The organism is Shewanella sp. MSW, from assembly GCF_007636515.1.
GTDB classification, from domain to species: Bacteria; Pseudomonadota; Gammaproteobacteria; order Enterobacterales; family Shewanellaceae; genus Shewanella; species Shewanella indica.
The window spans coordinates 127548-152528 of sequence record NZ_LVDR01000010.1 but is presented as its reverse complement, the minus strand read 5'-3'; the positions used below and the strand labels follow the sequence as shown (position 1 = coordinate 152528).

Below are 24981 nucleotides of genomic sequence, written 5' to 3'. Positions count from 1 at the left end.
GAATGGAGCCTTTGAAAAGGAAAGGATGCCATGCCGAGGCCAAGATATGCTCAAGTTAGTCTTGAGGACACCCCCTTCTATCACTGCATCTCCCGCTGTGTACGCCGCGCCTTTCTATGCGGCGTTGATGATTACTCCGGCAAGAGCTATGAACATCGCCGTGATTGGGTTGAATCCCGTCTATTGGAACTGGCGGCAGTGTTCGCCATTGACTTGTGTGCCTATGCAGTCATGTCCAATCATCTGCATTTGGTGCTCAGAGTTGACTTGAAAACCGCCACAGAATGGACATTAGAGCAGGTTTTACAGCGTTGGCACCTGCTTTACAGTGGAACCCTGTTATCTCAGCGTTTTCTCCGTGGTGAAACACTTTCTGATATTGAATATCTCACTCTGCAACAAACCACTGAAGTCTATCGCCAACGTTTGATGGATATCAGTTGGTTCATGCGGGCGCTCAATGAACCTATTGCCAGACAGGCCAATCGGGAAGACGGATGCAGCGGTCGCTTTTGGGAAGGCCGCTTCAAATCCCAGGCGCTATTGGATGATGCAGCCGTATTGGCCTGCATGGCTTATGTGGACCTGAACCCTATCCGCGCGGGAATAGCCAAAACCCCGGAGAACTCAGACTATACCAGTATTCAACGGCGGATACGGGCCGCGATGGAGGGCGAAAACACACCTGAGCTGTTACCCTTTGTCGGCAATGAACGGCTGAACATGCCACAAGGATTGCACTTTGAAGCCAAAGATTATCTGCAACTGGTCGATGATACCGGACGCATTATCCGCCACGACAAGCGCGGCCAGATTACTGCCGGCACAACAACCATTTTGAATCGTTTAAACATCCCCATCGACAACTGGCTCAAGTTGACGACTGATTTTAGCCGTCTATTCAAAGGGCCGGTTGGTACACTGGAGTCACTTACCGACTACTGTACTCACCTGCAACGACGACGAAGGCAAGGAGCCGCTAATTGTCAGAAGCTGTTTAGCTGAATCCCCGAGGCTCCAAGATATTTATCTCCAATCGAACTTTGTTCGACCTCCATCGTGTCTGAAATTCGACTTTTTCGCTCATTTCAATAATTGAATGGCCCTCAAAAGGTTTGAAAGATGATTTTCTGCCAGTGAAAACATCAGTGTTTCTGTAATCCAGGCAACTAGAGCCTTCACTCAGCAAATAATGGGTGTCTTTGTTATTCCCTGATTACGAAGAAGAGAAATATTTCCTGTAGTTCCTGAGGCAAGCCCAATAGCGCTACCGTCGCGAGAGCTTCAGCCAACCCTGAAAATATTGCGATAATAGTTAATGGATTGCTGACTTTCATTTTCTGTCCCTATAACGCCTCAATAACCGGCGCAGCTTTGCTGCGTCCGGCGCCGAAGGCGCGAAGTTGATTGACTTGTTACATGCTGGCTAATACGCATATTGATCTAGACACCACGTAAGTAGACAGCAAGATCTTTCGAAGTTCTCTTGCTGTTCTTTAAATTGATACGCCCATTTAATTCCATGAAAGTAATTATTACGGAACCGGAGGATGATAATTAGACAGCACGCTAGTTTGTTTTCCAAAGCGTCTTCGTTACCCAGGAGGACATCGCGTACCAATTGCTCATTATCGTTCGCTCTTAGATGCAAGTGATTAAACCTATAACCGAAGCCATCATCTTCTACATAGCGATCCTTAAAGTAGTCAAGGTGGCCATCTATCAAGGCCTCATCTATACCTCGCCCGTTAACCCATTCTTGGGTTCGCTGTATAATTTTTCTTGCAGATGCACTTTCGTCCAGTAGTTGAGCTTCGAAAAGAGACCAAATAAGAGCGAAATTTGATATAGCCTTTCTTTCGCCATCCGATAGGTTTTCGTATCCCATTCTTTTGTTTTCTAGATACTCTTCAATTTCCATTCTGAACTCGATTTCTTAGGCATGTAACGCTTTGCCAAGGGGCAAATGCGAACGTTGTTGGGCAAAGCCCAGTGAGTATTTGTCCCAGCAGCGCCTTTTGCGGCGAACTTAGGCAAATTGTTATATGCGAACATCTCGCCCCATTCCTTCGTGATAATAATAAACCTCAACGTTTACAAGCACAGATTTGAGTTCTTGAGCCAACTTGAAGCCTTTCTCAATAAAATCGGCTTCTGCCAAAGATGACAAGAAACCTGAGCTAGCGGGATCATCTTCATTTAAAGTTGCATCATATTCTGCCGCCCACTCCATCAGCGACGAAGATAGCTCTTTTGAAATTGGCAATGATGTTGGATCAATCTCACCTACTTCATCAGCTCCATAGTGCCACAAAGGAAAACAATGGTAATCGGTCATCACTTTAATCGAAGTCATACTCATGGCATATAACGCCGCCAACAGCGGCCGAGCGTAGCGAGGTCCAGCCCCGAAGGGGCGATGCTGCTTGGCCTTGTTAAAACTTTCACGCCCATTGCTCAAAAAGCTCCCCGGATGACAATGCCTCCATAAACGCCTTTTGCTCATCAGTAATTAGCGCACGAGGCGCGTACCCATGTTCATCAGGCTCAGCCAGCAGCCTTGATTGAGCTTCTTTTGCAACTTCGGACAAAGCTCGTTTTTCTTCATCTGTCATTGCTGCGAAATAATCCGGGAGACTCTCTTGAATTTTTACTGAGTAATCTAGATCAATTATTTCCTCGCTCTCGAACATGAGAAGCCACATATATTCGAACGACAACTCCGCTAGTGTTTTCATGCTCGATATTACCTTTGAGTTTTAACAGCTGTATAGTACGCATGCGCGTTTTAGTCCTCGGAGGAGTGTAAACGCGCATCGCTATCTGTTTGTATTAGCTGGATATAATAGAGTTTAGCCCTAATATCCCTTGCAGCTAAACGCGCATGCGCGGTTTCTAAACCTATTATCTACCAGCTGTATTTTTTAACGTTATGAATTTAATAGTATTTCCTGCAATGTTATGGAAATAACGCGCAAGCTTAGCTGCAAATTCCCGGCATTTTGCCCGGAACGTCAATAATACTGTATAAAAATTCAGTTCTGAGGCGCTTGTCATGAACGCTCCAGGTCCTATAAAAGCCGAGTAAAGCCATGGCTACCGCACGGGTCCAAACTTTGTTCGTCCCTGTATTCCGCTGAAATCGGAAGAGTGTTGCTGCTTCTGGCCTTAAGCTTAAGAAAGTGCTAAAGCTAAGCGTTTGAATTAGTTATACAATACCCAGTACTGAATTTGAAAACAATTAGCCAAAGGTCAAGTTTTGACAAAGGCAACAAAACCCTGATTTGGGTTGTTTTTACAACAGAATTGACTGGGTTTGAAACCCAAAGCGACACGACTTTAAGCCGCTGGCACAGCGGCTATCATAGCTTCCAGCTAAAAGTTCCTAAATTAGTACTGGCCGAGCTTCGGGCCACGGTGTAGCCAATCACCTGCGGTGCGCCTTTCGCACAGGCGATCCTGTGACACGCTGCGAGTACATCCCTGTAAGCTCTGCCTCGCCATCCCTGGCTCGGAAGGTCACAGTTCCGCCTGTGCCTGGAATATGGGCGTATTTCTGTGGGCATATAAGCAATTTCAAGTAACGCTATGATTGCAGAATTGCACCGATTCCCGCTCGAAGCGGCCGCAGGGCGTTGATGACAATCGCGTAGCGAGGCATGGATGCCGAAGCAGCGACAGTCGAATCAGGGGCGAGTGTCGCTTAGCGACGAGCTCACGAGCGCGAAACAGGATGTTGAGCTGGATAAGAGTCACATGAATGTGACTCTGAGCGTCTGAAGCGGTAGTTATTTGCGCCATTAGGCCGAGGGGCTTTCGACACCGTGTGGGGCGGCAAGGGAGATCCAAGAGGGGGTTGCTGTTGATCCCCTCTTGGTCGGGTGTGGGGTGAAGCTCCACGACTTTAGGCCGCTGGCACAGCGGCTATCATAGCTTCCAGCTAAAAGTCGCTAATTGGGCCTCCGGCGACGGATGTTTCCCATTGCCTGCCAACACAGGTATAAAAAAGGATGACCTTGGGTCATCCTTTTTAGCAACTTACTGAGTTGATATTAGATCAGAGTCTATCCAGTACCGCTTGGGTGAAGTCTGTGGTGCCATGGGTACCACCGAGATCGCGGGTAGTGCGGTCGCCTTCTTCGATAACCGCAGAAACGGCGGCGCGAATGGCGGCGGCTTTATCTGACATACCCAAGTATTCCAGCATCTGGATAGATGCCAGGATCACTGAAGTTGGGTTCGCCAGGTTTTTGCCGGCAATATCCGGGGCACTGCCGTGAACCGCTTCAAAGATAGCGGCGTTGCTGCCGATATTGGCGCCCGGGGCCATACCCAGACCACCCACCAGACCGGCACAGAGATCAGACAGAATGTCACCGAATAGGTTGGTGGTGACTATCACGTCGAAGTTTTCCGGGTTCATCACCAGCTTCATACAAGTGGCGTCAACAATCATCTCTTCGGTAGTAATGTCCGGATAACGCTGGCTGACTTCACGGGCCACTTTCAGGAACAGGCCTGAAGTTGACTTCATGATGTTGGCCTTGTGGACTATGGTCACCTTCTTGCGACCTTCCTTGCGAGCCAGTTCATAGGCGAAGGTAGCAATCTGCTCGGCACCCTGACGGGTAATGATACTGGTGGCTTCGGCAATGGCACCGTCTTCAGACAGCTTTTGTCCCAGGCCTGAGTACATACCTTCAGTGTTTTCACGCACTGTAATGATGTCTATGTTCTCATATCTGGCTTGGGTGCCCTTGAAGGAAAGCACAGGCCGCACGTTGGCGTACAGGCTGAACTTCTTACGCAGGGTTACGTTGATAGAGGTGAAGCCTTCGCCAACAGGGGTTGTCAGTGGGCCTTTGAGAGTGATACGGTTCTTCTCGATGAGATCCAGCGTGCGCTGAGGCAGGAGCTCACCGTGTTTTTCCAGAGCAGTCAGACCGGCATCGGCAAATTCATATTCAAAGTCGCACCCCGCCTTATCGAGAATTTTAAGGGCTGAGTCGATAATGCTGGGGCCGATCCCATCACCAGGGATCACGGTAATAGTTCTTTTTGACATGGAGAGGTCCTTCCACGGTTGGTCGTTACTGCTATTTATCAGACCATGTCATCGACACGGTTTTCGACTGAGGATCTTGTACTTTAGAACGCCGCTATTCTATACACTTTCAACGCGTTTTCACAGGGAATAGTGAGCAATATCACGCTTTTTTGTGTGGGTTAGCTTGCTAAAGAGCAGGTGCCTGACCATGATGGAACGCCAATAAAATAATAAAGTCTACTTTAGTCTAACAACAATGAAGAAGAGGACGATCTTGAAGTTAACGCCCTTAGCCTCGCTGCTGTTGCTGTCAGCCGGTTTCGCGACCGCTGTCAGTGCCCAGAGCAGCCCCTCACTGACCCTCAAGGATATAATGCAGTTTGAGTCGATTACCGATCAGGTTCTAGACCCACAAGGCAAGGTGCTGGCCTACAGTGTCGCGCCGGATCGCGGCGACAGCCGTGGTGTGGTCAAGTCACTGGCCAATACCAAGGTTTATGATGTCGCCGGTGGCTCCAAGCCGCAGTTGTCAGCCGATGGCCGTTACACTGCCTTTACTCTGGCGCCTTCGCTGCTCGAATCGGAAAAGCTTGCCCCCAAGGCGCGCAAGAAGCTGAAAAATGGTTTGTTGCTGCAGGATAACACCACAGGTGAGCAGCGCCGCTTTGAGCGGGTCAAGTCTTATGCCTTCAGCGAAGACGGCACTTTGCTGGCTATCTGGTATGAAGCCGATGAAGAAAGCAAAGAGAGCGCAGAGGCAAACGGCATTGATGCCAAAGAGGCCTCAGCCCAAGCCGCCACTCAAGCATCCGCCTCTGAGGCTCCAGTAGCCAAAACGCCGAAACTGGATGCCGGTAGCAGTTTCGAGCTGTTGTCGCTGGCAAGCGGTAAGTCACAGCGTTTCGAGCATGTGACCGCCTGGCAACTGGCTTATAACGGCAGCGTGCTGGCACTGGCGCAAAACGACAGTGCCAGTAATAGCCACAGCATCTCTGTGCTCGATACCCGCAGCTTTGAACTCAAATCGGTCAGCAGCCAAGCCGACAAGCAGTTTGGCGCCCTGGCACTGAGCCGTGATGGCCGCTATCTTGCCTATACCCGAGGTGATGCGGCGCTGGATGCGAATGAGCGCCCCTATGCCTTGTCTCTCTACGACAGAGAGTCGGGCAAACTGAGTCAGATTTTGCCGAGTAAGGGCGACAGCAAGGGTTGGCTCATTAATCGTCATGCCAAGCTGAGCTTTTCGGCCGACGGTGAGCGGCTGTTCTTCGGTCGGGTGCCCGAGATAAGCAAGCAGCTGCAAATTCCCAAGGTGGAGCAGAGCAGCGACCTGTACGACACCGCGCTGGTCAGTGCCCAGCGGGATCTACGCCTCTGGCATGGGGATGATCCGCTGATCAAGCCCAACGAAGTCAAACAGTATGAAAAAGAGCAGAGCCGCACCTATCTGGCTGTGCTGCATCTTGGTTCGCGCAACCTGGTGCAACTGGCCGACCGCAAGGTGCCGGACATTGAGTTGAGCGAACACAAGCGGGTGCTGCTGGGGAGCTCGGATATTCCCTATCGCAAGATGATCACCTGGGCCGGTTTCTATCGGGACTTTTTCCTGGTGGATATCAATACAGGTCACAAGACCCGGGTATTGACCCAACAGCCAAGCAACAGTGCGCCAACCCTGTCACCGGCAGGTAAATACCTGGCCTTTTATCAGCAGGGCGGCATCTATCTCTATGATGTGGCCAGCGGTCGCAAACATAACCTCAGCAGCAAGCTCAAGGTCAGCTTCGCCGACGAAGATCATGATTATCCATCTGCGGCGCCCGGCTATGGCTTCGGCCCTTGGCTCGAGGATGACTCAGGCCTGCTGGTGTACGACAAATACGATATCTGGCAATTTGATACCCGCTCCCACGATGGCTTTATGCTGACAAGCGGCGAGGGCCGTAAGCAGCAGTTAAGTCTGCGTATTGAAGCACTGGCCCAGCCAGACAAGGCTTATCCGGCCACAGTGGCGCGCAACCAGGCTGTGTTGCTGCAGGGCTATAGCCACAAGACCAAGGCCGACGGTTTTTACCGTGCGGTTATCGGCCGGGCTCAGCTGACGCCGCTGCTTGCCAACGACAACAAGCTGTCTGTGCTGGCCAGGGCCGACAAGGGTGATACCTTGCTGTTCAGTCAGGAGCGTTATGACAGCTATCCGGATCTCTACAGCTCGGCTTTGCTTGAACCGGCCAAGGCGGTCAAACAAACTGACTTTGATGCCCAGCGCCGCAAATTGCCCTGGGGCAAGTCAGAGCTGGTGCACTGGCGTGACGGTGATGGCCGTGAAATGGACGGCGTGCTAATCAAGCCTGCCAACTATCAAAGTGGCAAGCGTTATCCTGTGTTGGTGTATTTCTACCGCTTTATGAGCGATCGCCTGCACGCCTTCCCGGACATGAAAATCAATCACAGGCCCAATTTTGCCTGGTATGCCGCCGATGATTACGTCATCTTCCTGCCGGATATTCGCTTTGAAGTCGGCTATCCCGGTATCAGTTCTGTTAAGGCGTTGACCGCCGGAGTGCAGAAGCTTATCGACATGGGGATTGCCGATCCGGATGCAGTGGGTATTCAGGGCCACTCCTGGGGCGGTTACCAGACAGCCTTTGCCGTGACCCAGACCAATATCTTCAAGGCCGCAGTCAGTGGTGCCCCGGTAAGCAATATGACCAGTGCCTACAGCGGCATACGTCACGGCACCGGCCTTGCCCGTCAGTTCCAGTATGAAACCGGCCAGAGCCGTATCGGTGAAAGTTTGATGCGCGCGCCGCAGAAATACATAGAAAACTCCCCTGTGTTTTATGTCGACCGCATTCAAACGCCGATGATGATTATGTTCGGTGACAAAGACGATGCCGTGCCTTGGGAGCAAGGGGTTGAACTGTACCTGGCAATGCGCCGCGCCGGAAAAGATGTGGTCTTGCTGCAGTATCAGGACGAGCCGCACCATTTGAAGAAGTATCCCAACAAGCTGGATTACAGTGTGCGGATGAAAGACTGGTTCGATCATTACCTCAAGGGTGCCAAGGCCCCCGAGTGGCTTGAAAAGGGCGAAGCCTATCGCGAGCCCAAGGCGGAAGACTGAACTTTCTTGCTGGCAAAATAACTCACAGAGGCGGCCTAATTGGTCGCCTTTTTTTATAGGGTAGGGGCTGGCGATGTGGAGGGGATTCTTCAGTCGGTTCTGGATGTAAAGTGTTGTTTTTCGTGAGAGGGAAGGAGGGTGTTCAATATTCTGTGTCAGCCTGTCATAGCTGCCGTTATTCGGGTTGAGCTGGGGCCTTGGGTAGCACTTGCTGCGGCGAATGTTGCTGCAGATATTGCTGGTAAGTGTCTTCGCCCCAGGCCAGCAGTTGACCATTTTCGAATAGCAGTGGGGTGCATTCATCTTTGGTGGTCTTACCGTCTGATTTACTGTGATGGGTGCGGTAGAAGAGGACCTGCAGTGAATGACCATAGGTTTGCTTGGCTTCGCTGAAGTCGGCTTTGCCCAGGGTTTGGGTGACTTCTGCCTGTGTTTGCCCCAGTTGCAGGGCGGAGATCATAGACTGGTTATAGGTTTGCCTGTCTTCCCAGCTCATGTCTTCCGGCTTTGGCTCGTAGAAGATAATGACCACGGCAACAAAGGCCAGGTAGGCGAGAAAGATGCTGCCGATAACGAGAGGTGCCTTATTTTTCATATTGTTATTCCGTTTTATTGCTCAATCTGGGTTTACTCAAGAGCAAGACAGTTCACTCTGTATTGAGTGGTATAAGATACTCGCGACAGTATTAGTGTAAACAGTGTGTTTGTAATATGTTTTGTTTGTGGGTGTCTTCTTTAGATTGAAAATAGGCATAGAGCACTTCAGCAATGCTATCCAGTTCGTCTCTTGTACCTATGTCTATCTCGGCATACAGATTTTCACCTGGCTTGTAGGGTTTTTAATACGCTCAACCCCGAACGGCTCTATTGAAGAGAGGATGTCGGCGCAAGGTTTAGCAAAGAACAGGCGAGGGCACTGGGCAAAATCCACCACCAGATCTGGCCCCAATTCCGCTGAGCGTTGGGGGGGCTTTTATCAGCCAGTTCCGTTCCAGATAGAATTAGCGGCGGTGGAAAATCAGCTAGTCATTCATATTTGTATATGTCATTAAACCGTTTGGCCGGGAATGCAGTATATCCGTTGGAAGAGGATTGTTAAAAATAATTAGCAGCCAATAAGGCTGCCAAGGGTTTAGGCGTTTAGATCGTTTGCACTCAAGCCGATATTTGAGCCCGGTTCGCTATTTCTGTGTCTGTTTGGGGTTGGTCTGCAGGGGCTGTATATGTTGCTGCAGATATTGCTGATAAGTGTCCTCGCCCCAGGCCTGGAGTCGGCCATCTTTAAACAATAGTGGGGTGCATTCGTCTTTGGTGGTCTTGCCGTCTGATTTGACATGCTGGGTGCGGTAGAAGAGCACTTGCAACGACTGACCATGGGTTTGCATCGCTTCGCTGAAATCGGCTTTGCCCAGGGTTTCAATGGTTTGTTCCAGTGTCTGCCCCAGTTGTAATTCAGTGACCTTGGACAGGTTATAGGCTTGCCTGTCTTCCCAGCTCATCTCTTCGGGTTTAGGTTCATAGAAGAGGATGACCACGGCAACAAAGAGCAGATAGGCGACAAAGATGCTGCCGATAATCACAGGGGCTTTACCTTTCATACGGTTTTTCCATTTTATTGCTTAATTTGAGCGTTGAGAGTCTTAGCTTTCTTTGACTCTATACTGGTTCAAGCGAATATTAAGTTCGAGATCGGTGCGTAGTTTTGCCAAGCGATAGCTGAGGCGCGCCATCTCCTTGCCCTCGGTTAATTTCTTGGCTTGTTTGGCTCCCAGAGTATCGAGCGCATTGTAGACATTGGCCAGAGTGCGAAAGCTTCTGAGCAGTTCACCGGCCGTCTTGGGACCTATTCCCTGAATACCGGGGATCTTATTACCGCTGTCGCCGCTGAGGGCCATAAAGTCCAGCAATTGGCTCTGCTCTATGTCGAGTTTCTGCTCCAGTGCGGCAATATCCATGGCAGCGCCATTGAAATGATCCCACAGCAGTAAACGCGGTAACCTCAGCTGGCAAAAGCCCTTGTCGGTAGAGACAATAATCGCTTCACCACCGCGCAGGCACAACTTGCTGGCCAAGGTGGCGATAACATCATCGGCTTCCGATAGCGCATTGATGGAGCCGATGCCCGCTTCGGCCAGTGCCTGTTTCAGTGCCGGCAGGCCATCGGCCAAGGCTTGGGGCATAGGTTTGCGGCCTTTTTTGTAATCAGGATACAGGCGTTTGCGCCAGGATTCCTCATCGCCGTCCCAGACTATGGCCACGTGGGTGGGGCTGTGCTGGCGAATAAGCTTCTGGCAGGCATTGCGGCTGCGCTCGGTCAGCCCTTGCATGTCGGCTTCATCCGGCTGCGCCGCATGCAGGCGGCGCACCAGATTCATGCCATCGATAATCAGCAGTCGGTTCATTTCATTATTTGATAACAGGGAACATAGGCGGTGCCAGGTAACTTCATTCTTTGCTGGCTGACAAAGGCGCCCAGTAATTTATCCATCAAGGCCATCAGCTCGGGGTCACCCTTGAGCTTGAATGGACCATGATGCTCGATGTTTTTCATGGTTTCGGCTTTGACGTTGCCCGCGACTATGCCGGAAAACGCCTTGCGTAAGTTGGCCGCCAGCTCAGCCTTGTTGCTCTGGAAGTGCAGGTTGAGGTTTTCCATCACTTCATGGGTGGGTACAAAGGGCAACTGGAATTCCGGCTCGATTTTGAGGCTCCATTGGTATTGGTAGGCATCACCGGTTTGCTTGCGGTGACGTTTAACCTCTTCCATCCCGGCACGCATGATACGCGCGACCTGGGGGGCGTCGTCTATGATGATTTGGTATTTCTGCTGCGCCTGCTCGCCAAGGGTGGCGCCGATAAAGGCATCGATTTCGCGGAAGTAGGCTTCGCTTTCTCTGGGGCCGGAGAGCACCAGCGGGAAGGGAATATCGGCATTTTCGCGGTTGAGCAAAATACCAAGCAGGTAGAGCAGTTCTTCTGCGGTGCCGGCACCGCCGGGGAAAATGACTATGCCGTGCCCCAGACGCACAAATGCCTCCAGACGTTTTTCAATATCCGGCAGAATCACCAGTTCATTGACTATCTGGTTGGGCGGCTCGGCGGCGATAATGCTCGGCTCGGTCAGGCCTATGTAACGGGCGTTATGAATACGCTGCTTGGCATGGCCGATTGCGGCGCCCTTCATTGGCCCCTTCATGGCACCTGGGCCACAGCCGGTACAGATATCCAGCATTCTCAGCCCCAACTGGTAGCCTACCTCTTTGGTGTATTTGTATTCGGTATCGTTTATTGAGTGGCCGCCCCAGCAGACCACCACATTGGGATCCTGCATCGGGGTAATGGCTCTGGCGTTTCTCAGAATGTCGAACACCACGTTGGTGATGTGGCTGGCATTGGTGAGGTTGATGTGTTTCAGACCATCGTATTTGTTGCTGACATAGATGATGTCCCTTAGCACGGCAAACAGATGTTCCTGAATGCCGACAATTATCTGCTCATCGACAAAGGCGCTGGCCGGCGGGTTGACCAGCTCCAACTTGATACCACGCTCCCGGCGCAGCACATTGATTTCAAAGTCCTGGAATTGTTCAAACAGTTCTTTGGCATTATCAGTCTGCTGCCCCGAGGCCAAAACGGCTAAAGAGCAGTTGCGGTAGAGTTGGTAAAGGTCACTCTTGGCACTCTGTTTGAGGCGGTCTGCCTCCAGTTGCGACAGTTGGTCCATACTGCCGCGGGGACTGATCCTGACTATCATGACGACTCCTTGAGCTGAAACCGGAGTCATTGCGGTCAATCTATAATGACTCTGTCACGGCTTTCATGTTTGGCTTTGTAGAGGGCCGCATCGGCACGTTCGAAGGTTTCCTGGATGTGTTCGCCATCCAATATCTGCGCGGCCCCTATGGATACTGTAACTGTAATACGCTGATTTTTAAATTTAAAAGGAATATTTTTAATTTTTTCGCGCACCCTGTTCAATAGTTGTTCTATATCCTTGGGGGAAACATCCGGAATGATGAGAACAAACTCCTCACCGCCGTAACGGGCAACAAACTCAGTATCACGCAGGGAGTTCTTCAACGCCATGGCGATAACCTGCAGTGTTTTGTCACCTGTGGTATGACCAAAGCTATCGTTGATGGATTTGAAGTGATCTATGTCGGCTACCGCCAGCCACAGGGGCTGTTTATTGCGCTGGAAGTGGCGGTATTCCTGCTCCATCCGCTCCTCCATGGCTGCACGGTTGGGCAGTTGGGTGAGGGTATCGAGCATGTTGAGCTTTTGCTGTTCAAACAGCCTTTCTTTATAGGTGGTGGCTTCGCTGGAGAGGTCGTTCAGTTCTTTACGCATAATCTCTATCGACTTGCGTAGCAAGGCTTGCTCTCTCTGCTCCAGCGCTTCTTTACGGGCGAGGCTGGCACGAATGGTGGCCAGTTGTTCGCTGATCTGTTGTTTTAGCTCGGTGATGTCATCAATATCTACCAGTGATGCGCCAACATTGTCTACCTGGGCGTTGAGCTCGCGATTCAGTTGGTTCTTGAGCTGATGGCTGCGCTGGGACTGATTGTAAGAATCGCTGACCACTTCCCGTACGGCACTCAGGGCATCGTTGAGGGCAAACAGAAACTCCTGCGAGGCGGTTTTTTCGCGGGCAATGTTGTCCAGCAGCAGTGAGAGTATCGTTTGATAGGCTTCCAGCAGAGCCTCGACATCTATCTCGGCCGAGGCCAACAGCTCTTTGATCACCAAAACCTGATCACGCTGATCTTTGCGAAACTCTATATTGGATATCATCTGCGCCAATTCATGGCCAAGCTGCCTGTGTTTAGGCAAGACAGCAATGGGAGATTCTGATTCAAATTGGCTTTCGAGCAGTTGCTCATAAAAGCCCACCAGTTGCTCGACCTTTGGAATATAGTCCCAGACGGTATGAAAAGGTTTGCCCAGCTCCTGCTTGAAATAGCTGACCTCTTTCTTGAGGCGTTCGGGCATGGAGTCGACTCGTTGCAATTGACGGCTGAATTTGCTCAGACTGGAGCGGCCTTCTTCGAGTTGACCCATCACATGATGGTACTGTCCCTTGAGTAGACGTTCGACATCGACCAGATCCAGCAGGACATCATCAATACGCTCATAGGTTCCCAGGTTATGTCTAAGCTTGGCCAGTTTATTATCCAGCTCCAGACTTTGTCCCTTACAGGCCAGACTGAGATGACCAATAAACTGCAGTAACGCCTGCAGTTTGGCATTTCTGTCTTCATTCATTTCATCCAACGCGGCTTTGGTAGAGTGTAATTTCTGTTTCAGTACACCCAGTTGCGACACCGTTGCGTTTGAGTCCTTCATTCCTGTTATTTTCCTTCGATGCGCGATCGAATCAATCGTCGGGTCATCAGAGGCTTGATTTCTTATGACGCCGGTTCCAGACACTTCTAAATGGTATCGCAATCCGGCCGGAGTGCAAATCTGCCATCTAGTTGTTGAGACAAAGTTTTGTCGTTTAGATCAAATTATTGACACATGTTCGCTTCTGGACGGTTGGAGTACCTCCGGCCAGTGGATCTTATCTTTCTCACCATTGGTTTCTACTCTTATCAGGCCGCGGATAATGCTCTTTTGCAGTTGCAGATAGAGCGGGGCTGAGAAGATGGCAGCCGGGGTGAAGTCCAGAGTACTGAAACCGACATAGCTGCCTTGGTTATTCTGCAAACTGATGGCTCCGGCAAGGGCCATCTGAGTGGTTTCAACCAGGGTTTCAAGAGACAATTTAACATCCGGGTTAGCCAATAGTGGCAGCGGAATATACCCCAGGGCCAGTCTTGGGGTTTGCCCCTGGAATTGCCATTCGCTAAGTTGATGGTAAAGCTGTGCCGGTCTGGTTTCTTCGGTAAGAGTCAGGGCAAATAGGCCGGGTCTGAGCAGGAATACCTTGGCACCTGTAGTAGCGGTAATCTCCTCAGCCTGTTGCGCGAGTCTCGGCGCCGCCAGGCTGTTGCCCAAGGTGAGGTCGCTGTTGAGCTCGTTCTCAAGAGATAGTAGCGCCAGTCCCTTGGTTTTACTCGAAATATTGCCAAGCAGAGCGCGATAACCGGGCAGGCCAGTTATGGGTTCCAGCTGCATTTTCGTTTTCAGGGCCTGGTTGGTTTTTGCCATACGTTTACGCAATTTATATTGCTGCATCGTCAGTGCCAGCAACAGTAGACTGCACCCCAAGCTGACCACCAGCAAGATATTACGGGTATGCAATGAATCTTGTTGTTGTAGCTTTTCCTGCCTGAGTTGACTTACTTCCAACTTCAATTTTTGCTCTGTGACAGCAGAGGAGCTGACATCCGAGTTGGCATTCCGTTCTTGTTCCAGCAGCTGTTGTTGTAGTTGGAGGCTTTGCTCCTGAGAGAGCAAAGCCTGTTGATATTGTCCCAGCGCCTTGTAAGCATAGGTTTGATGACCCAGAGCTTCAATCTGCTCTTGTGGTAACGCCAATAATTTAGCCAGTCGCAGTGCTTCTGTGGCGTGCTGCATAGTTAAAGGCCAATCCTCTATGGCGCGCGTTACTTCAGCTATCAGCATCTCATTGTAAACAAGGTAATGATTGCTTTTTCTGTCTTTGAATATTGCGTTGGCCTGAAACAGGTAATCGAGGGCGACCTGATGGTCGTTCAAATTGAAGTAAGCTTCCCCCAGGTTGTGGAAGTTTAACCCCTGGGCGATAAAGTTTTTCAGCTCGGCATCAAGCTGCTGGGCATTGAGGTAGTAGTCTATTGCTTTATTCCATTCGCCTGTATTGGCATATACCATGGCGATAACCGTCATGGTATGGGATAGAAAAGAGCCTGAACCCATAGCCGTATAGGCATCGGCTGCTCCATGAGCAAACTCCAGAGCCTCGTCCCACTGCTCCATATCCCGATAGAGCTTGGCCAGGTTCAGCTGCAGTAGCGCCTTCTGATTGGGATGGTTATAACGGCTGGCCAAGCGGAAAGCTTCGGTGTAGTGCTGCAGCGACTTGGTCTGCTGATCGTTCACATTATAGTATTTGCCCAACGCCGCCTCGGCATTGGCTATCAGGTAATCATTTCTTAGTTGGTAGGCGGTATCTCTGAGCTGGTTGTAGGCGTTCAGAGAGGGGATAGGTTGTTTGGCTATCAGGTTCACTGTACCCAGATCTTCATAGATGACATACCTGAGTAATTGACTACGTTTGTCTTCTGCTTCGCCCAACTGCTCGAGCGCCTGTTGGTTGAGTGCGACAGTTTGTTGATACTGTTGATCAACCCGACCAAGATAACGACCTTCCAAGTTATAGAGAGCGGCTTTTTCATAGTCGCTGCGGGCAATTATCTTTAATAGTTCAATGATTTCCAGTGCCTGTTCCAGCCGGCCCGGAACCAGCACTTGAGCATCCAGATCCAGTCGCGCCAACAGGATAAGCTGGTTTATCAATTGTCCCGATGTATAGCCCAATTCAGATGCGCTGGTCTGAAACTCTTCAAGAGAAAGATATTGCAGTGATTTTGGTATTGAACTGACCACAGTGCTATGGAGTTGCCTGGGCTGCTCTCTGAAATTTATCTCTATATCATCCAATTCATCGGCGTGCGCCAGACCCACAAGCAGCATGGATGCGATGAAGATAACCCTGAAAAAGTACATATATTTGCCTTTGTCCCTTTCTTTGGGGACTTAATTGTTAGCTTTTATTAGCAACGGGTGAGGTGAACTCCCCGAATTGTTATACTCGGCCGATTTTATAACAACAATGACATAAGAAGGAATTACGAGTGAAATCCGCTGTTTTGTCAATCATATCTTACTCTTCCCTACTGACAACACTGGGCTGGACATCTTCAGCTTTGGCTGACATTGATTATCAGATAAATCTGAAAAGTCCCGAACATCATTTGGCTCAGGTTGATGTTACTTTTCCGCAACATTCCGGGCAACAGCTCAAGGTTAATCTGCCGGTTTGGCGTACCGGCAAGTATCAGGTATTGCCGCTGGCGGACGGGGTTCGTCGTTTTCATGCCTCGGACGAGCAGGGCAATAGCCTGCCTTGGAAACGCAGTGCCAGCGGTGAGTGGACTGTGGCTTTATCCAAGCCGACTGCGGTCACAGTTAGCTATCAGCTCTACGCCAATGAGTTGGGGCAAAGAGTCAGGCATATTGATGCCAGTCATGCGTTTCTGGATGCCAGCGGCGTATTCATGTACAGCCCTGATTTTCGTCAGGAGCCTGTCAAGGTAACACTGGATGTGCCGAGCGATTGGCGCAGTTACTCGGGGATGGCCGCGGGTGATAAGCCTCATTCGTTTGTGGCTGCCAACTATGATGTGTTGGTCGACTCGCCGATTGAAACCGGGCTTAGCCAACATCGCGCCTTCAAGGCCGACGGCAAACAGTATGAGCTGGTGGTTTGGGGCGAGGGCAACTATGACCTGGCGCAGATAGAGGCCGATCTGGGTAAGTTGTCCGCTACGGCAGCGGCCATTTGGGACGACTATCCCTTCGAGCGCTATGTTTATATGGTGCACGCCACCTCGGGAGCCCGCGGCGCCACCGAACATTTGAACTCAACCATTATCCAGCTGCCCAGATTCAACTTCCGTGAGCGCCAGGACTATCTGCGTTTCATCAGCACGGCTTCCCATGAATTTATTCATACCTGGAACGTCAAGGCCTATCGCCCGGAGGGACTGGTGCCCTACGACTACCAACAGGAGAATATGACAGAGCTGTTGTGGATGGCGGAAGGTTCTACCAGCTATTTTCAAAACCAGTTGTTGCTGCGTGCCGGGATCATGACGCCTAAAGAGTTTATGGAAGACCTGGCCAAGCGGGTCAATGCCAATCAGCATAAGCCGGGGCGGGAAATTCAGTCGGTGGCCGAAGCCAGCGCCGGTCAATGGGTCAGCACAGGCGGCGATTACGCCATCAACCACAGTGTGAACATCTACTCAGAAGGTTACCTGACTTCGTTGGCACTGGACTTCTCACTGCTGCAGGACACAGATAAAGAGGTGTCCTACCGGGATGTGCACCGAAGTCTCTATCGTGAGCATAAGGTTCCCAAGGGGTACAATGTCACGGATGTGAAACGTATTTTGAAAAACTTATCCGGCAAGGACTATGAGCCTTGGTGGCAGAGCCATGTCAATGCCCCCTTGGTGCTGGACTTTGACAAACTGCTGAGTCAGGCAGGGCTTAAGACCGCCTATGGCAAAGACAGTAAGGAGCAGGCCTTTGCCGGTATGACCCTCACCTCAGGCTCTTTGGTGTTACAAAGTGTTGAGCGTGGTGGTCCGGCTTGGCAGGCGGGCATAGTCGCCGGCGATCAGTTGCTGGCTATCAATGGCTTGAAAGTCAGCGCCGAAGGTTATGGCAAACGTTTGGCCGACTTTGACGCAGGTGATGAGTTGACTGTGACTTTGTTTCACGACGATAAGCTCATAGAGCGGCGTGTGACTTTGGCTTCAGAGCAATCCGGCAAGCTGCAAATTAAGCCCAAGGAAAGCGTCAGCCGCGCCCAGAAAGCCTTCTTCAAGGCTTGGCTCGGTATAGACTGGCCGTTTGACGCTCAGGGTAACTATACATCCTGAGTCTGATAAGTCCTGAATCTGATTGTCCAGAAAACGCCGGCGCATCTTCAGGTGCGCCGGTGTTTTTTATGGCGTCTATTTTATCTCAGCGCAGGGGACTTCAGCCTTGGAGCTTGCTGACCAAAGCTGAGGCAGACTCTAATGCCGTTCACACTAAGTGAACGGCATTACGCCATCAGGCGTCTTTTCTACTTGGAGATAGGGATTACAGGCTATCTTCAACGCCGCCCAGGGCATCGACCAGAGCCAGCATCAGCGCAACCAGTTCGCTGCTCATCAGCTCAAAGTCAGCGTCCAGTTTGGCCAGCGGATCCTCACCGGCAACATCATCGGTGGCGGCGCGGAACTCTTCCGAGAACTTGAGGCGACGCAGTCCGGCATCGGATTGCAGCACAAAGGCGATGGACTGACCGAAGTGCAGTGCCAGTTTATGCACCTGCTTGCCGGTTTCCAGGTGAGCCAGTACTTCCTCTTCGCCGAGATCCTGCTGCTTGAAGCGCACGGTTGCGCCATCATCGGCGGCAGACTTGAGCTCAGCTTCATCCTGAATGGTGAAGGGGGCTGGGGCATTGCCTTGCTTGAGCCATTCGGTCATTTGCACTTCAATCGGTGTCTTGGTGCTCATTGGCACCACAGGCAGGCTGCCGAGTGCCTTACGCAGCAAGGCCAGCAGTTCTTCGGCCTTGGCGGCGCTGGAGCTATCTACCAGGATCAGTTGCTCATCCAGCAGCAACAGCGCCTTGATTTGGCTGCGACGGGAGAAGGCTCTTGGTAACAGTGTGGTGGTGATTTCATCCTTGAGCGCATCTTTCTCTTTCTTGGTCAGCTTGCGGTTTTCTTCCTCTTCCAGCAGCGACACCTTTTCTTCCAGCGCTTCCTTGATGACCTGAGAAGGCAGCAACTTCTCCTCTTTGGTGGCACAGATGAGGTGACGGTTATTGGCGCTGTGAACCAGGGTGTGCCCCAGTTTGCCCAAAGCCTTGGAAAAACCGAACTTGCTGATGTCCTGACTGGAGCAGGGAGAAAAGGTGAAACCCTCAAGGGCAGTCTCCAGTGCCTCTATATCGGTAGAAAATGGTTTGTTGAAACGATATACGGTGAGATTTTTAAACCACATGACAGGCGCTCTTTGAAAAATAAAGCCGCAGTGTAAGGCATGAAATCCTCAAGGTAAACCCGCCCCGTTAGCACAGATTTTTCAACCCGGGAAAGATTTAACCAAAATGTCATATGGTGTATTGCTTGTCGCTAGCCCGCGTGGTTAAGGGCTTTTGCCTTTTTTAAGGAGATTCTAAAGGCATAATGAATCTGGCAGGTTAAAAGATGAAATAAAACTGCAACAGACTCGTTGCACACTTTCGCTCGTTCCAAACCAATAACCAAGACGAAGAGAACGTCGAAAGGAATTAATGATGAATGCATTTTGCAAAACACTACTCGCTTCAGCCATAGCTTCAGTCTCTCTGGCCTCTGCCCACGCTGCCGAGCCGCTGACCGTTTACGGCAAGTTGAATGTTACTGTTCAGTCAAATGACGAAGCTGCTGCTGACGATTCTGAAACTGCGGTTCAAAGCAATGCCTCTCGTTTTGGCGTGAAAGGCGAATTCGATCTGGGTAACGATCTGGCTGCATTCTACACAGTGGAATATGAGGTAGATACAGGTAATGATGCCAAAGATAACTTCTTGGCTCGTAATCAGTTTGTTGGTTTGAAAGGTAACTTCGGTGCTGTCTCTGTGGGTCGTAATGACACCATGTTGAAAGTCGCTCAAGGTAAAGTTGACCAGTTCAACGACCTGTCAGGCGACCTCAAGAGCCTGTTCAAGGGTGAAAACCGTATTGAGCAAACTGTAACTTACCTGTCACCTTCATTCGGTGGTTTCAAAGTTGGTGCCACTTATGCTGCTGAAGCTGCCAAGTCACAGGGTGGTGAAGATGGGTTCTCTATTGCTGCCATGTACGGTGACAAGGATCTGAAAAAGAGCGCAGTATTCGCCTCTGTTGCTTATGACTCAGAAGTTAAGGGCTACGATGTCCTGCGCGCCACAGTACAGGCCAAGCTGGCCAACTTCGTTCTGGGTGGTATGTTCCAGCAGGAAGAGAAGTCCGTCGATGGTGACAGCAAGAACGGTTACCTGTTGAGCGCGGCGTACAAGATTGATGCAGTGACTCTGAAAGGTCAGTGGCAGGATATGGAAGATAAGGGTGATTCCTGGTCTATCGGTGCTGACTACAAGCTGGGTAAGCCAACCAAGCTGTTTGCCTTCTACACCAATCGCTCCATGGAAAATGTGGATGATGATGACAAGTACATAGGTGTTGGTCTGGAGCACAAGTTCTAAGTCAGGCCATGATGCATTGAAGGAGAATCTGGGCTCAGTGTTGAGCATTTAAACCAGGATCTTATGGAAAAGCTGAAAATCCGATGACCAGTGTCATCGGATTTTCTATTTTACGAAGCAGCCTTCATATCAACCGCGCAACAGGCACATTTGCTCGGTGAAATCGTTGTTTCAAGTTGAGCTGAAAACTGAAATTCAAAGGTTTAGTTTGCCAACGCCTTGAGTTTATAGATTAAGTCCAGCGCCTCTCTCGGGCTGAGTTCATCCGGATTCAGTCTGCCAAGCAGAAGTTCAAGCTCAGATGGCGGTGTTTCCAGTTGCAGTGTGGCCTGTGCCTGAACATGGGGTGCCTGACCGTGATCGCGACTTTCAAGTTGTTGCAGTTTCAATTTGGCGGCCTTGATCACCGAGGCCGGAACACCGGCCAGTGAAGCAACCTGCAAACCATAGCTCTTGCTGGCGGCTCCTTCTTGCACTGCGTGCATAAAGACTATGCTGTCGCCATGCTCCATGGCATCCAGATGTACATTGGCAACCTGGGGCATCAATTCTGCTAACTGAGTCAGCTCGAAGTAATGGGTGGCAAACAGTGTCATGGCGCCCAGTCGCTGGGCCAGATACTCTGCCGCCGACCAGGCCAGTGACAAGCCGTCATAGGTGGAGGTGCCGCGGCCAATCTCATCCATCAGCACCAGGCTCTCTGCGGTCGCATTGTGGAGAATATTGGCCGTTTCTGTCATTTCCACCATAAAGGTGGAGCGGCCCGAGGCCAGATCGTCCGAGGCGCCGATACGGGTGAAGATCCTGTCAACAGGCCCCAGAATCGCCTTATCTGCCGGCACAAAGCTGCCGATATGTGCCATCAGGGTGATCAGCGCCACCTGACGCATGTAAGTGGACTTACCGCCCATATTGGGGCCTGTGACCACCAACATTTTACGCTCAGGGCTAAGGGTTACCGGGTTGGCGATAAAGGGAGCCTGGCTGACTCGCTCAACTACTGGGTGACGCCCGGCTTCAATATGTATGCCCGGCTTATCGCTCAACTCCGGTTGGTGGTAGTTGAGGCTGTCGGCCCGCTCGGCAAAGTTGCTCAGTACATCCAACTCGGCCGCCGCCATGGCAAAGGCCTGCAGTTCGCTGAGCTTGGGCAGCAGGAGATCGAACAGCTCGTCCCAAAGCTGTTTTTCCAGTGCCAGCGCCTTGCCCTGACTGGAAAGCACTTTCTCTTCATACTCTTTCAGTTCTGGGATGATATAGCGCTCGGTGTTTTTCAATGTCTGGCGTCTTTGGTAGCTCAGAGGCACCAGTGCCGACTGGCCGCGGGAAACTTCGATATAGTAGCCGTGTACCCGGTTGAAGCCGACTTTCAGGGTGGCTATTCCCGTTTGCTCTTTTTCCCTGACTTCCAACTGTTGCAGATAGTCACTGGCGCCTTCACTAAGGCGGCGCCATTCATCCAGTTCGGCATGATAACCATCGCGGATCACGCCGCCATCACGAATAAGTACCGGCGGGTTGTCGACAATCGCCCGCTCCAGCAGCGCGAGCTCTTCAGGGAATTCACTGAGCTGACGTTTCAAACGGCCAAGCTCGGGGCTTTGGGTATTTGCCAATAGTTGCTGCAGTTGCGGCAACAGCGCCAGCGCTTGTCGCAGACGGGCAAAGTCTCTCGGGCGGGCGCTTCTCAGAGCCAGGCGCGCCATGATCCGCTCCACATCACCAAGCGCCTTTAGGTCGTCATGCAACGGCTCGAACAGGCCGCTGGCAATCAACTCTGCCACAGCGGTTTGCCGCAGGCCAATCTGTTGATGGTCTCTGAGTGGCTGATGGATCCAGCGCTGTAACATCCTGCTGCCCATGGGGGTGGCGGTTGCATCCAGCACCGAAGCCAAAGTATTGTCCCGGCCACCGGCAAGGTTCACCGTCAGTTCTAGATTCCGCCGGGTGGCAGCATCCAACACTATACTGTCGCTCTGGTTAAAGCGGGTAATGGCATTGATATGGGGCAGAGCGGTGCGCTGGGTATCTTTGACATACTGCATTAGGCAGCCGGCCGCCTGCAGTGACAGCCTGGCGTCTGTTATGCCAAAACCACGCAGATCTTTGGTGCCGAATTGATCCAGCAACAATCGCATGCTGGTATCCAAGTCAAACTCCCACTCGGGACGACGGCGTTTGCCCTTGATGCCGGCAATCAGGCTTTGTTGGGAAAAGTCTTCGCTGTAGAGCAGCTCGGCCGGTTTGGTGCGTTGCAGCTCGGCCTCCAATGATTCAAGGGTGGCCAGCTCGGCAATCACAAAACGGCCGGAGGCCACATCCAAGGTGGCGTAGCCAAAACCGTTCTTGCCTTCGTAGACGGCGGCCAGCAGGTTATCCTGACGTTCTTGCAGCAGCGCTTCATCGGTGAGAGTTCCGGGAGTCACTATGCGCACTACTTTGCGCTCGACCGGCCCTTTGGACGTGGCCGGATCACCAATCTGCTCACAGATGGCAACCGACTCACCGAGCTGCACCAGCTTGGCTAGATAGCCCTCCACCGCATGATAAGGAATACCTGCCATAGGAATAGGATCGCCACCACTCTTGCCTCTGGCCGTCAGTGAAATACCCAAGAGCTCGGAGGCTTTTTTGGCATCATCGTAAAACAGCTCGTAAAAGTCCCCCATGCGATAAAACAGCAGCATTTCGGCATGCTGCGCCTTCATCGATAGATACTGGCGCATCATAGGGGTGTGTTTTTCCAAATCCGGGTTATCCATAGGCGTAATCACTGCATTCATGGGAGCTTTCAGATATTTCCTTGACTGTGTTTCCAAGAGCGGTTGCCCTTTTTCAATGGCGCCAATAGTATCAGTTATTCATCACTGAGCCAGTCGTGGGCGGGGAAATTTTACGCCTTCGGTCACAAGTGATTGATCAGCAAGCGGCCTTTAAATAAATTACCGCCAGCACTTGATACTGTATGATTGTACAGTATACTAGGTGGCAGATTGGTATTTACCCCAAAGCTCTGAATAAAGGGGCGGCAACATAGATTTCAGGCGACGTATTACGCCGCAATCAAGAGGGAACAGGAATGAAAATAGATCCAAACAAAGAGAAGGCGCTTAACGCAGTTCTGGGACAGATAGAGAAGCAGTTCGGTAAAGGTTCTATCATGAAACTGGGTGAAGACAGAACCATGGATGTCGAAACCATCTCTACCGGTTCGCTTTCTCTGGACGTGGCTCTAGGGGCCGGCGGTCTGCCAATGGGCCGTATTGTTGAGATCTATGGTCCTGAATCTTCAGGTAAAACAACTCTGACACTGGAAGTGATTGCTGCGGCGCAGCGTGAAGGCAAAGTCTGTGCCTTTATCGATGCCGAGCACGCACTGGATCCTATCTACGCCAAGAAGCTGGGCGTGGATATCGATAACCTCCTGTGTTCTCAGCCAGATACGGGTGAACAGGCGCTGGAGATCTGTGATGCGCTGACTCGCAGTGGTGCCGTTGATGTTATCATTGTTGACTCAGTGGCGGCTCTGACTCCCAAGGCTGAAATCGAAGGTGAAATCGGTGATTCCCATATGGGGCTGGCGGCTCGTATGATGAGCCAGGCAATGCGTAAGCTTGCCGGTAACCTCAAGCAGTCCAACACTTTGCTTATCTTCATCAACCAGATCCGGATGAAGATTGGGGTCATGTTCGGTAACCCTGAAACCACCACTGGTGGTAACGCTCTTAAGTTCTACGCCTCAGTTCGTCTCGATATCCGCCGTACAGGCGCTATCAAAGAGGGTGATGAGGTTGTTGGTAACGAAACCCGGGTTAAAGTGGTTAAGAACAAGATTGCCGCCCCCTTCAAACAAGCCGATTTCCAAATTCTCTATGGTCAGGGTATCAACCGTACCGGTGAGCTGGTTGATTTAGGCGTAGCCCACAAGCTGGTGGAAAAATCCGGTGCCTGGTACAGCTACAAGGGTGACAAGATTGGTCAAGGCCGCGCCAATGCAGGTAAGTACCTCAAGGAACACCCTGAAGTGGCTGCCGAAATCGAAGCGGCACTGCGCGCTAAACTGCTCAGCAAAGCAGAAGCAGCTCCTGCCAGCGCCGAGACGGGTGAAGGCAATATCGACTTGGAAACCGGAGAAGTTTTCTGAGCCAGTCGGTAATGGATGTTGCGGTCGCGCTGTTGGCGCGCCGCGACTATGGCCGCGAGCAACTCAAGAGCCGTTTACTGGGCAAGGGCTTTGAGTCGCTTGAGGTAGAACAGACTTTGGATAGTCTGGAAACCAAAGGCTTTATCGATGATCAGCGTTTCGCTGCAGCCTTGTTGCGCAGCCATATTGCCAAGGCCCACGGCCCGGGAAAAGTGCGTCAGGCACTGATGCAAAAAGGCTTGAACAAACAGTGTATCGAGCAGGTTTTGGATGCCTGTGATTGTGACTGGTTTGCCTTGGCGCGCAGCCGCGCACTAAAGAAATTCGGCGATACTCCCGCTGATGATATGAAAGAAAAGGCTCGCCGAATTCGTCACTTGATGGGGCAGGGCTTTAGTTATGATCAAGTGGCATTCGCCCTTGAATATGACCCTTACGACTGATTTTTCTCTATCACTAAAGCCCTTTTCATAACCAAGTTTACCGCTGCCAAATCTCTGCAACTGACTTCATTTGACAAACCCCAACATTCACTCTTATTAAGTTGCAGCCTTTTTTGCGCTCTGTACCAGCACGCAATCCAGGTGCTAGTTTTTGCGCTTGTCGCCCATGGTTATATCCCGCTAAAGCCTCTGTATCCTGGTTTGCCCGCGCAGGTTTCTATACTCGCTGAGTAATTCAACACCTATGGCAAATAGCATTTGCCTACCCCGTTAATCCGGTTT

At 51.2% G+C, this 24981-nt stretch carries 18 protein-coding genes; 6 read left to right on the top strand and 12 right to left on the bottom strand.

The genetic code is table 11. The features are described 5' to 3' along the window. The first annotated feature begins 30 nt into the window (after positions 1-30). Complete coding sequence (locus tag AYI96_RS12755; RefSeq protein ID WP_144361711.1) at positions 31-1005, top strand: transposase; 975 nt, start codon at positions 31-33, stop codon at positions 1003-1005. Positions 1006-1426: 421 nt separating this feature from the next. Here the strand turns inward: AYI96_RS12755 and AYI96_RS12745 are convergent, their stop codons facing one another. The 4 genes from AYI96_RS12745 to AYI96_RS12730 all read right to left on the bottom strand — a co-directional run bounded on the left by AYI96_RS12745 (position 1427) and on the right by AYI96_RS12730 (position 5065). Further along, on the bottom strand, positions 1427-1921 hold the full coding sequence (locus tag AYI96_RS12745) for a hypothetical protein (protein WP_144361710.1): 495 nt from the start codon (positions 1919-1921) through the stop codon (positions 1427-1429). Between the two features lie 120 nt (positions 1922-2041). Further along, a complete protein-coding gene (locus AYI96_RS20330; RefSeq protein WP_186300062.1) occupies positions 2042-2461 on the bottom strand; it encodes a hypothetical protein in 420 nt (139 codons plus the stop codon). Continuing rightward, the gene (locus AYI96_RS12735; protein ID WP_144361709.1) at positions 2445-2738 is read right to left on the bottom strand and encodes a hypothetical protein; all 294 of its coding nucleotides are present in this window, start codon (positions 2736-2738) and stop codon (positions 2445-2447) included. The genes AYI96_RS20330 and AYI96_RS12735 overlap by 17 nt, the downstream gene beginning before the upstream one ends. 1319 nt (positions 2739-4057) lie before the next feature. After that, complete coding sequence (locus tag AYI96_RS12730; protein WP_025011991.1) at positions 4058-5065, bottom strand: isocitrate dehydrogenase; 1008 nt, start codon at positions 5063-5065, stop codon at positions 4058-4060. 256 nt (positions 5066-5321) lie between these two features. Between AYI96_RS12730 and AYI96_RS12725 the strand changes: the two genes are divergently transcribed. Further along, positions 5322-8174 carry a prolyl oligopeptidase family serine peptidase gene (locus AYI96_RS12725; RefSeq protein WP_144361708.1) on the top strand — a complete coding sequence of 951 codons (2853 nt, stop codon included), beginning with the start codon at positions 5322-5324 and terminating at the stop codon, positions 8172-8174. Between the two features lie 175 nt (positions 8175-8349). Here the strand turns inward: AYI96_RS12725 and AYI96_RS12720 are convergent, their stop codons facing one another. The 6 genes from AYI96_RS12720 to AYI96_RS12695 all read right to left on the bottom strand — a co-directional run bounded on the left by AYI96_RS12720 (position 8350) and on the right by AYI96_RS12695 (position 15827). Continuing rightward, positions 8350-8769 carry a DUF3192 domain-containing protein gene (locus AYI96_RS12720; protein ID WP_071476805.1) on the bottom strand — a complete coding sequence of 140 codons (420 nt, stop codon included), beginning with the start codon at positions 8767-8769 and terminating at the stop codon, positions 8350-8352. A 586-nt stretch (positions 8770-9355) separates the two neighbouring features. Continuing rightward, positions 9356-9772, bottom strand: a complete 417-nt coding sequence (locus AYI96_RS12715) for a DUF3192 domain-containing protein (RefSeq protein WP_039034403.1) — start codon at positions 9770-9772, stop codon at positions 9356-9358. A gap of 42 nt (positions 9773-9814) precedes the next feature. Then, a complete protein-coding gene (gene xni, locus AYI96_RS12710) occupies positions 9815-10576 on the bottom strand; it encodes a flap endonuclease Xni (protein WP_144361707.1) in 762 nt (253 codons plus the stop codon). After that, a complete protein-coding gene (gene ppnN / locus AYI96_RS12705; protein ID WP_039034401.1) occupies positions 10573-11928 on the bottom strand; it encodes a nucleotide 5'-monophosphate nucleosidase PpnN in 1356 nt (451 codons plus the stop codon). Before ppnN ends, xni begins: the two co-directional genes overlap by 4 nt. Positions 11929-11963: 35 nt before the next feature. Then, complete coding sequence (locus AYI96_RS12700) at positions 11964-13520, bottom strand: GGDEF domain-containing protein (protein WP_144361706.1); 1557 nt, start codon at positions 13518-13520, stop codon at positions 11964-11966. A 159-nt stretch (positions 13521-13679) separates the two neighbouring features. Continuing rightward, the gene (locus AYI96_RS12695; RefSeq protein ID WP_144361705.1) at positions 13680-15827 is read right to left on the bottom strand and encodes a tetratricopeptide repeat protein; all 2148 of its coding nucleotides are present in this window, start codon (positions 15825-15827) and stop codon (positions 13680-13682) included. Between the two features lie 128 nt (positions 15828-15955). Between AYI96_RS12695 and AYI96_RS12690 the strand changes: the two genes are divergently transcribed. After that, entirely contained in the window at positions 15956-17770 is a 1815-nt protein-coding gene (locus tag AYI96_RS12690) for a M61 family metallopeptidase (protein WP_144361704.1), read from the top strand. Between the two features lie 205 nt (positions 17771-17975). Here the strand turns inward: AYI96_RS12690 and rdgC are convergent, their stop codons facing one another. Further along, on the bottom strand, positions 17976-18887 hold the full coding sequence (rdgC, locus tag AYI96_RS12685; RefSeq protein ID WP_025889123.1) for a recombination-associated protein RdgC: 912 nt from the start codon (positions 18885-18887) through the stop codon (positions 17976-17978). A 292-nt stretch (positions 18888-19179) separates the two neighbouring features. Here rdgC and AYI96_RS12680 point away from each other — a divergent pair, with 292 nt between their 5' ends. Next, positions 19180-20112: a porin gene (locus AYI96_RS12680; protein ID WP_039034397.1), complete on the top strand. Its 933-nt coding sequence runs from the start codon at positions 19180-19182 to the stop codon at positions 20110-20112. Between the two features lie 203 nt (positions 20113-20315). Here AYI96_RS12680 and mutS read toward each other — a convergent pair whose 3' ends face one another. Continuing rightward, positions 20316-22874 (bottom strand): DNA mismatch repair protein MutS, encoded by a 2559-nt coding sequence (gene mutS, locus AYI96_RS12675; RefSeq protein ID WP_404830129.1) that lies wholly within the window; start codon positions 22872-22874, stop codon positions 20316-20318. A 317-nt stretch (positions 22875-23191) separates the two neighbouring features. On the opposite strand from mutS, the gene recA reads away from it, so the two are divergent. Beyond that, positions 23192-24256 carry a recombinase RecA gene (gene recA, locus AYI96_RS12670; RefSeq protein ID WP_039034396.1) on the top strand — a complete coding sequence of 355 codons (1065 nt, stop codon included), beginning with the start codon at positions 23192-23194 and terminating at the stop codon, positions 24254-24256. Between the two features lie 11 nt (positions 24257-24267). Next, positions 24268-24699 carry a regulatory protein RecX gene (locus tag AYI96_RS12665; protein ID WP_144361703.1) on the top strand — a complete coding sequence of 144 codons (432 nt, stop codon included), beginning with the start codon at positions 24268-24270 and terminating at the stop codon, positions 24697-24699. Positions 24700-24981: the final 282 nt, after the last annotated feature.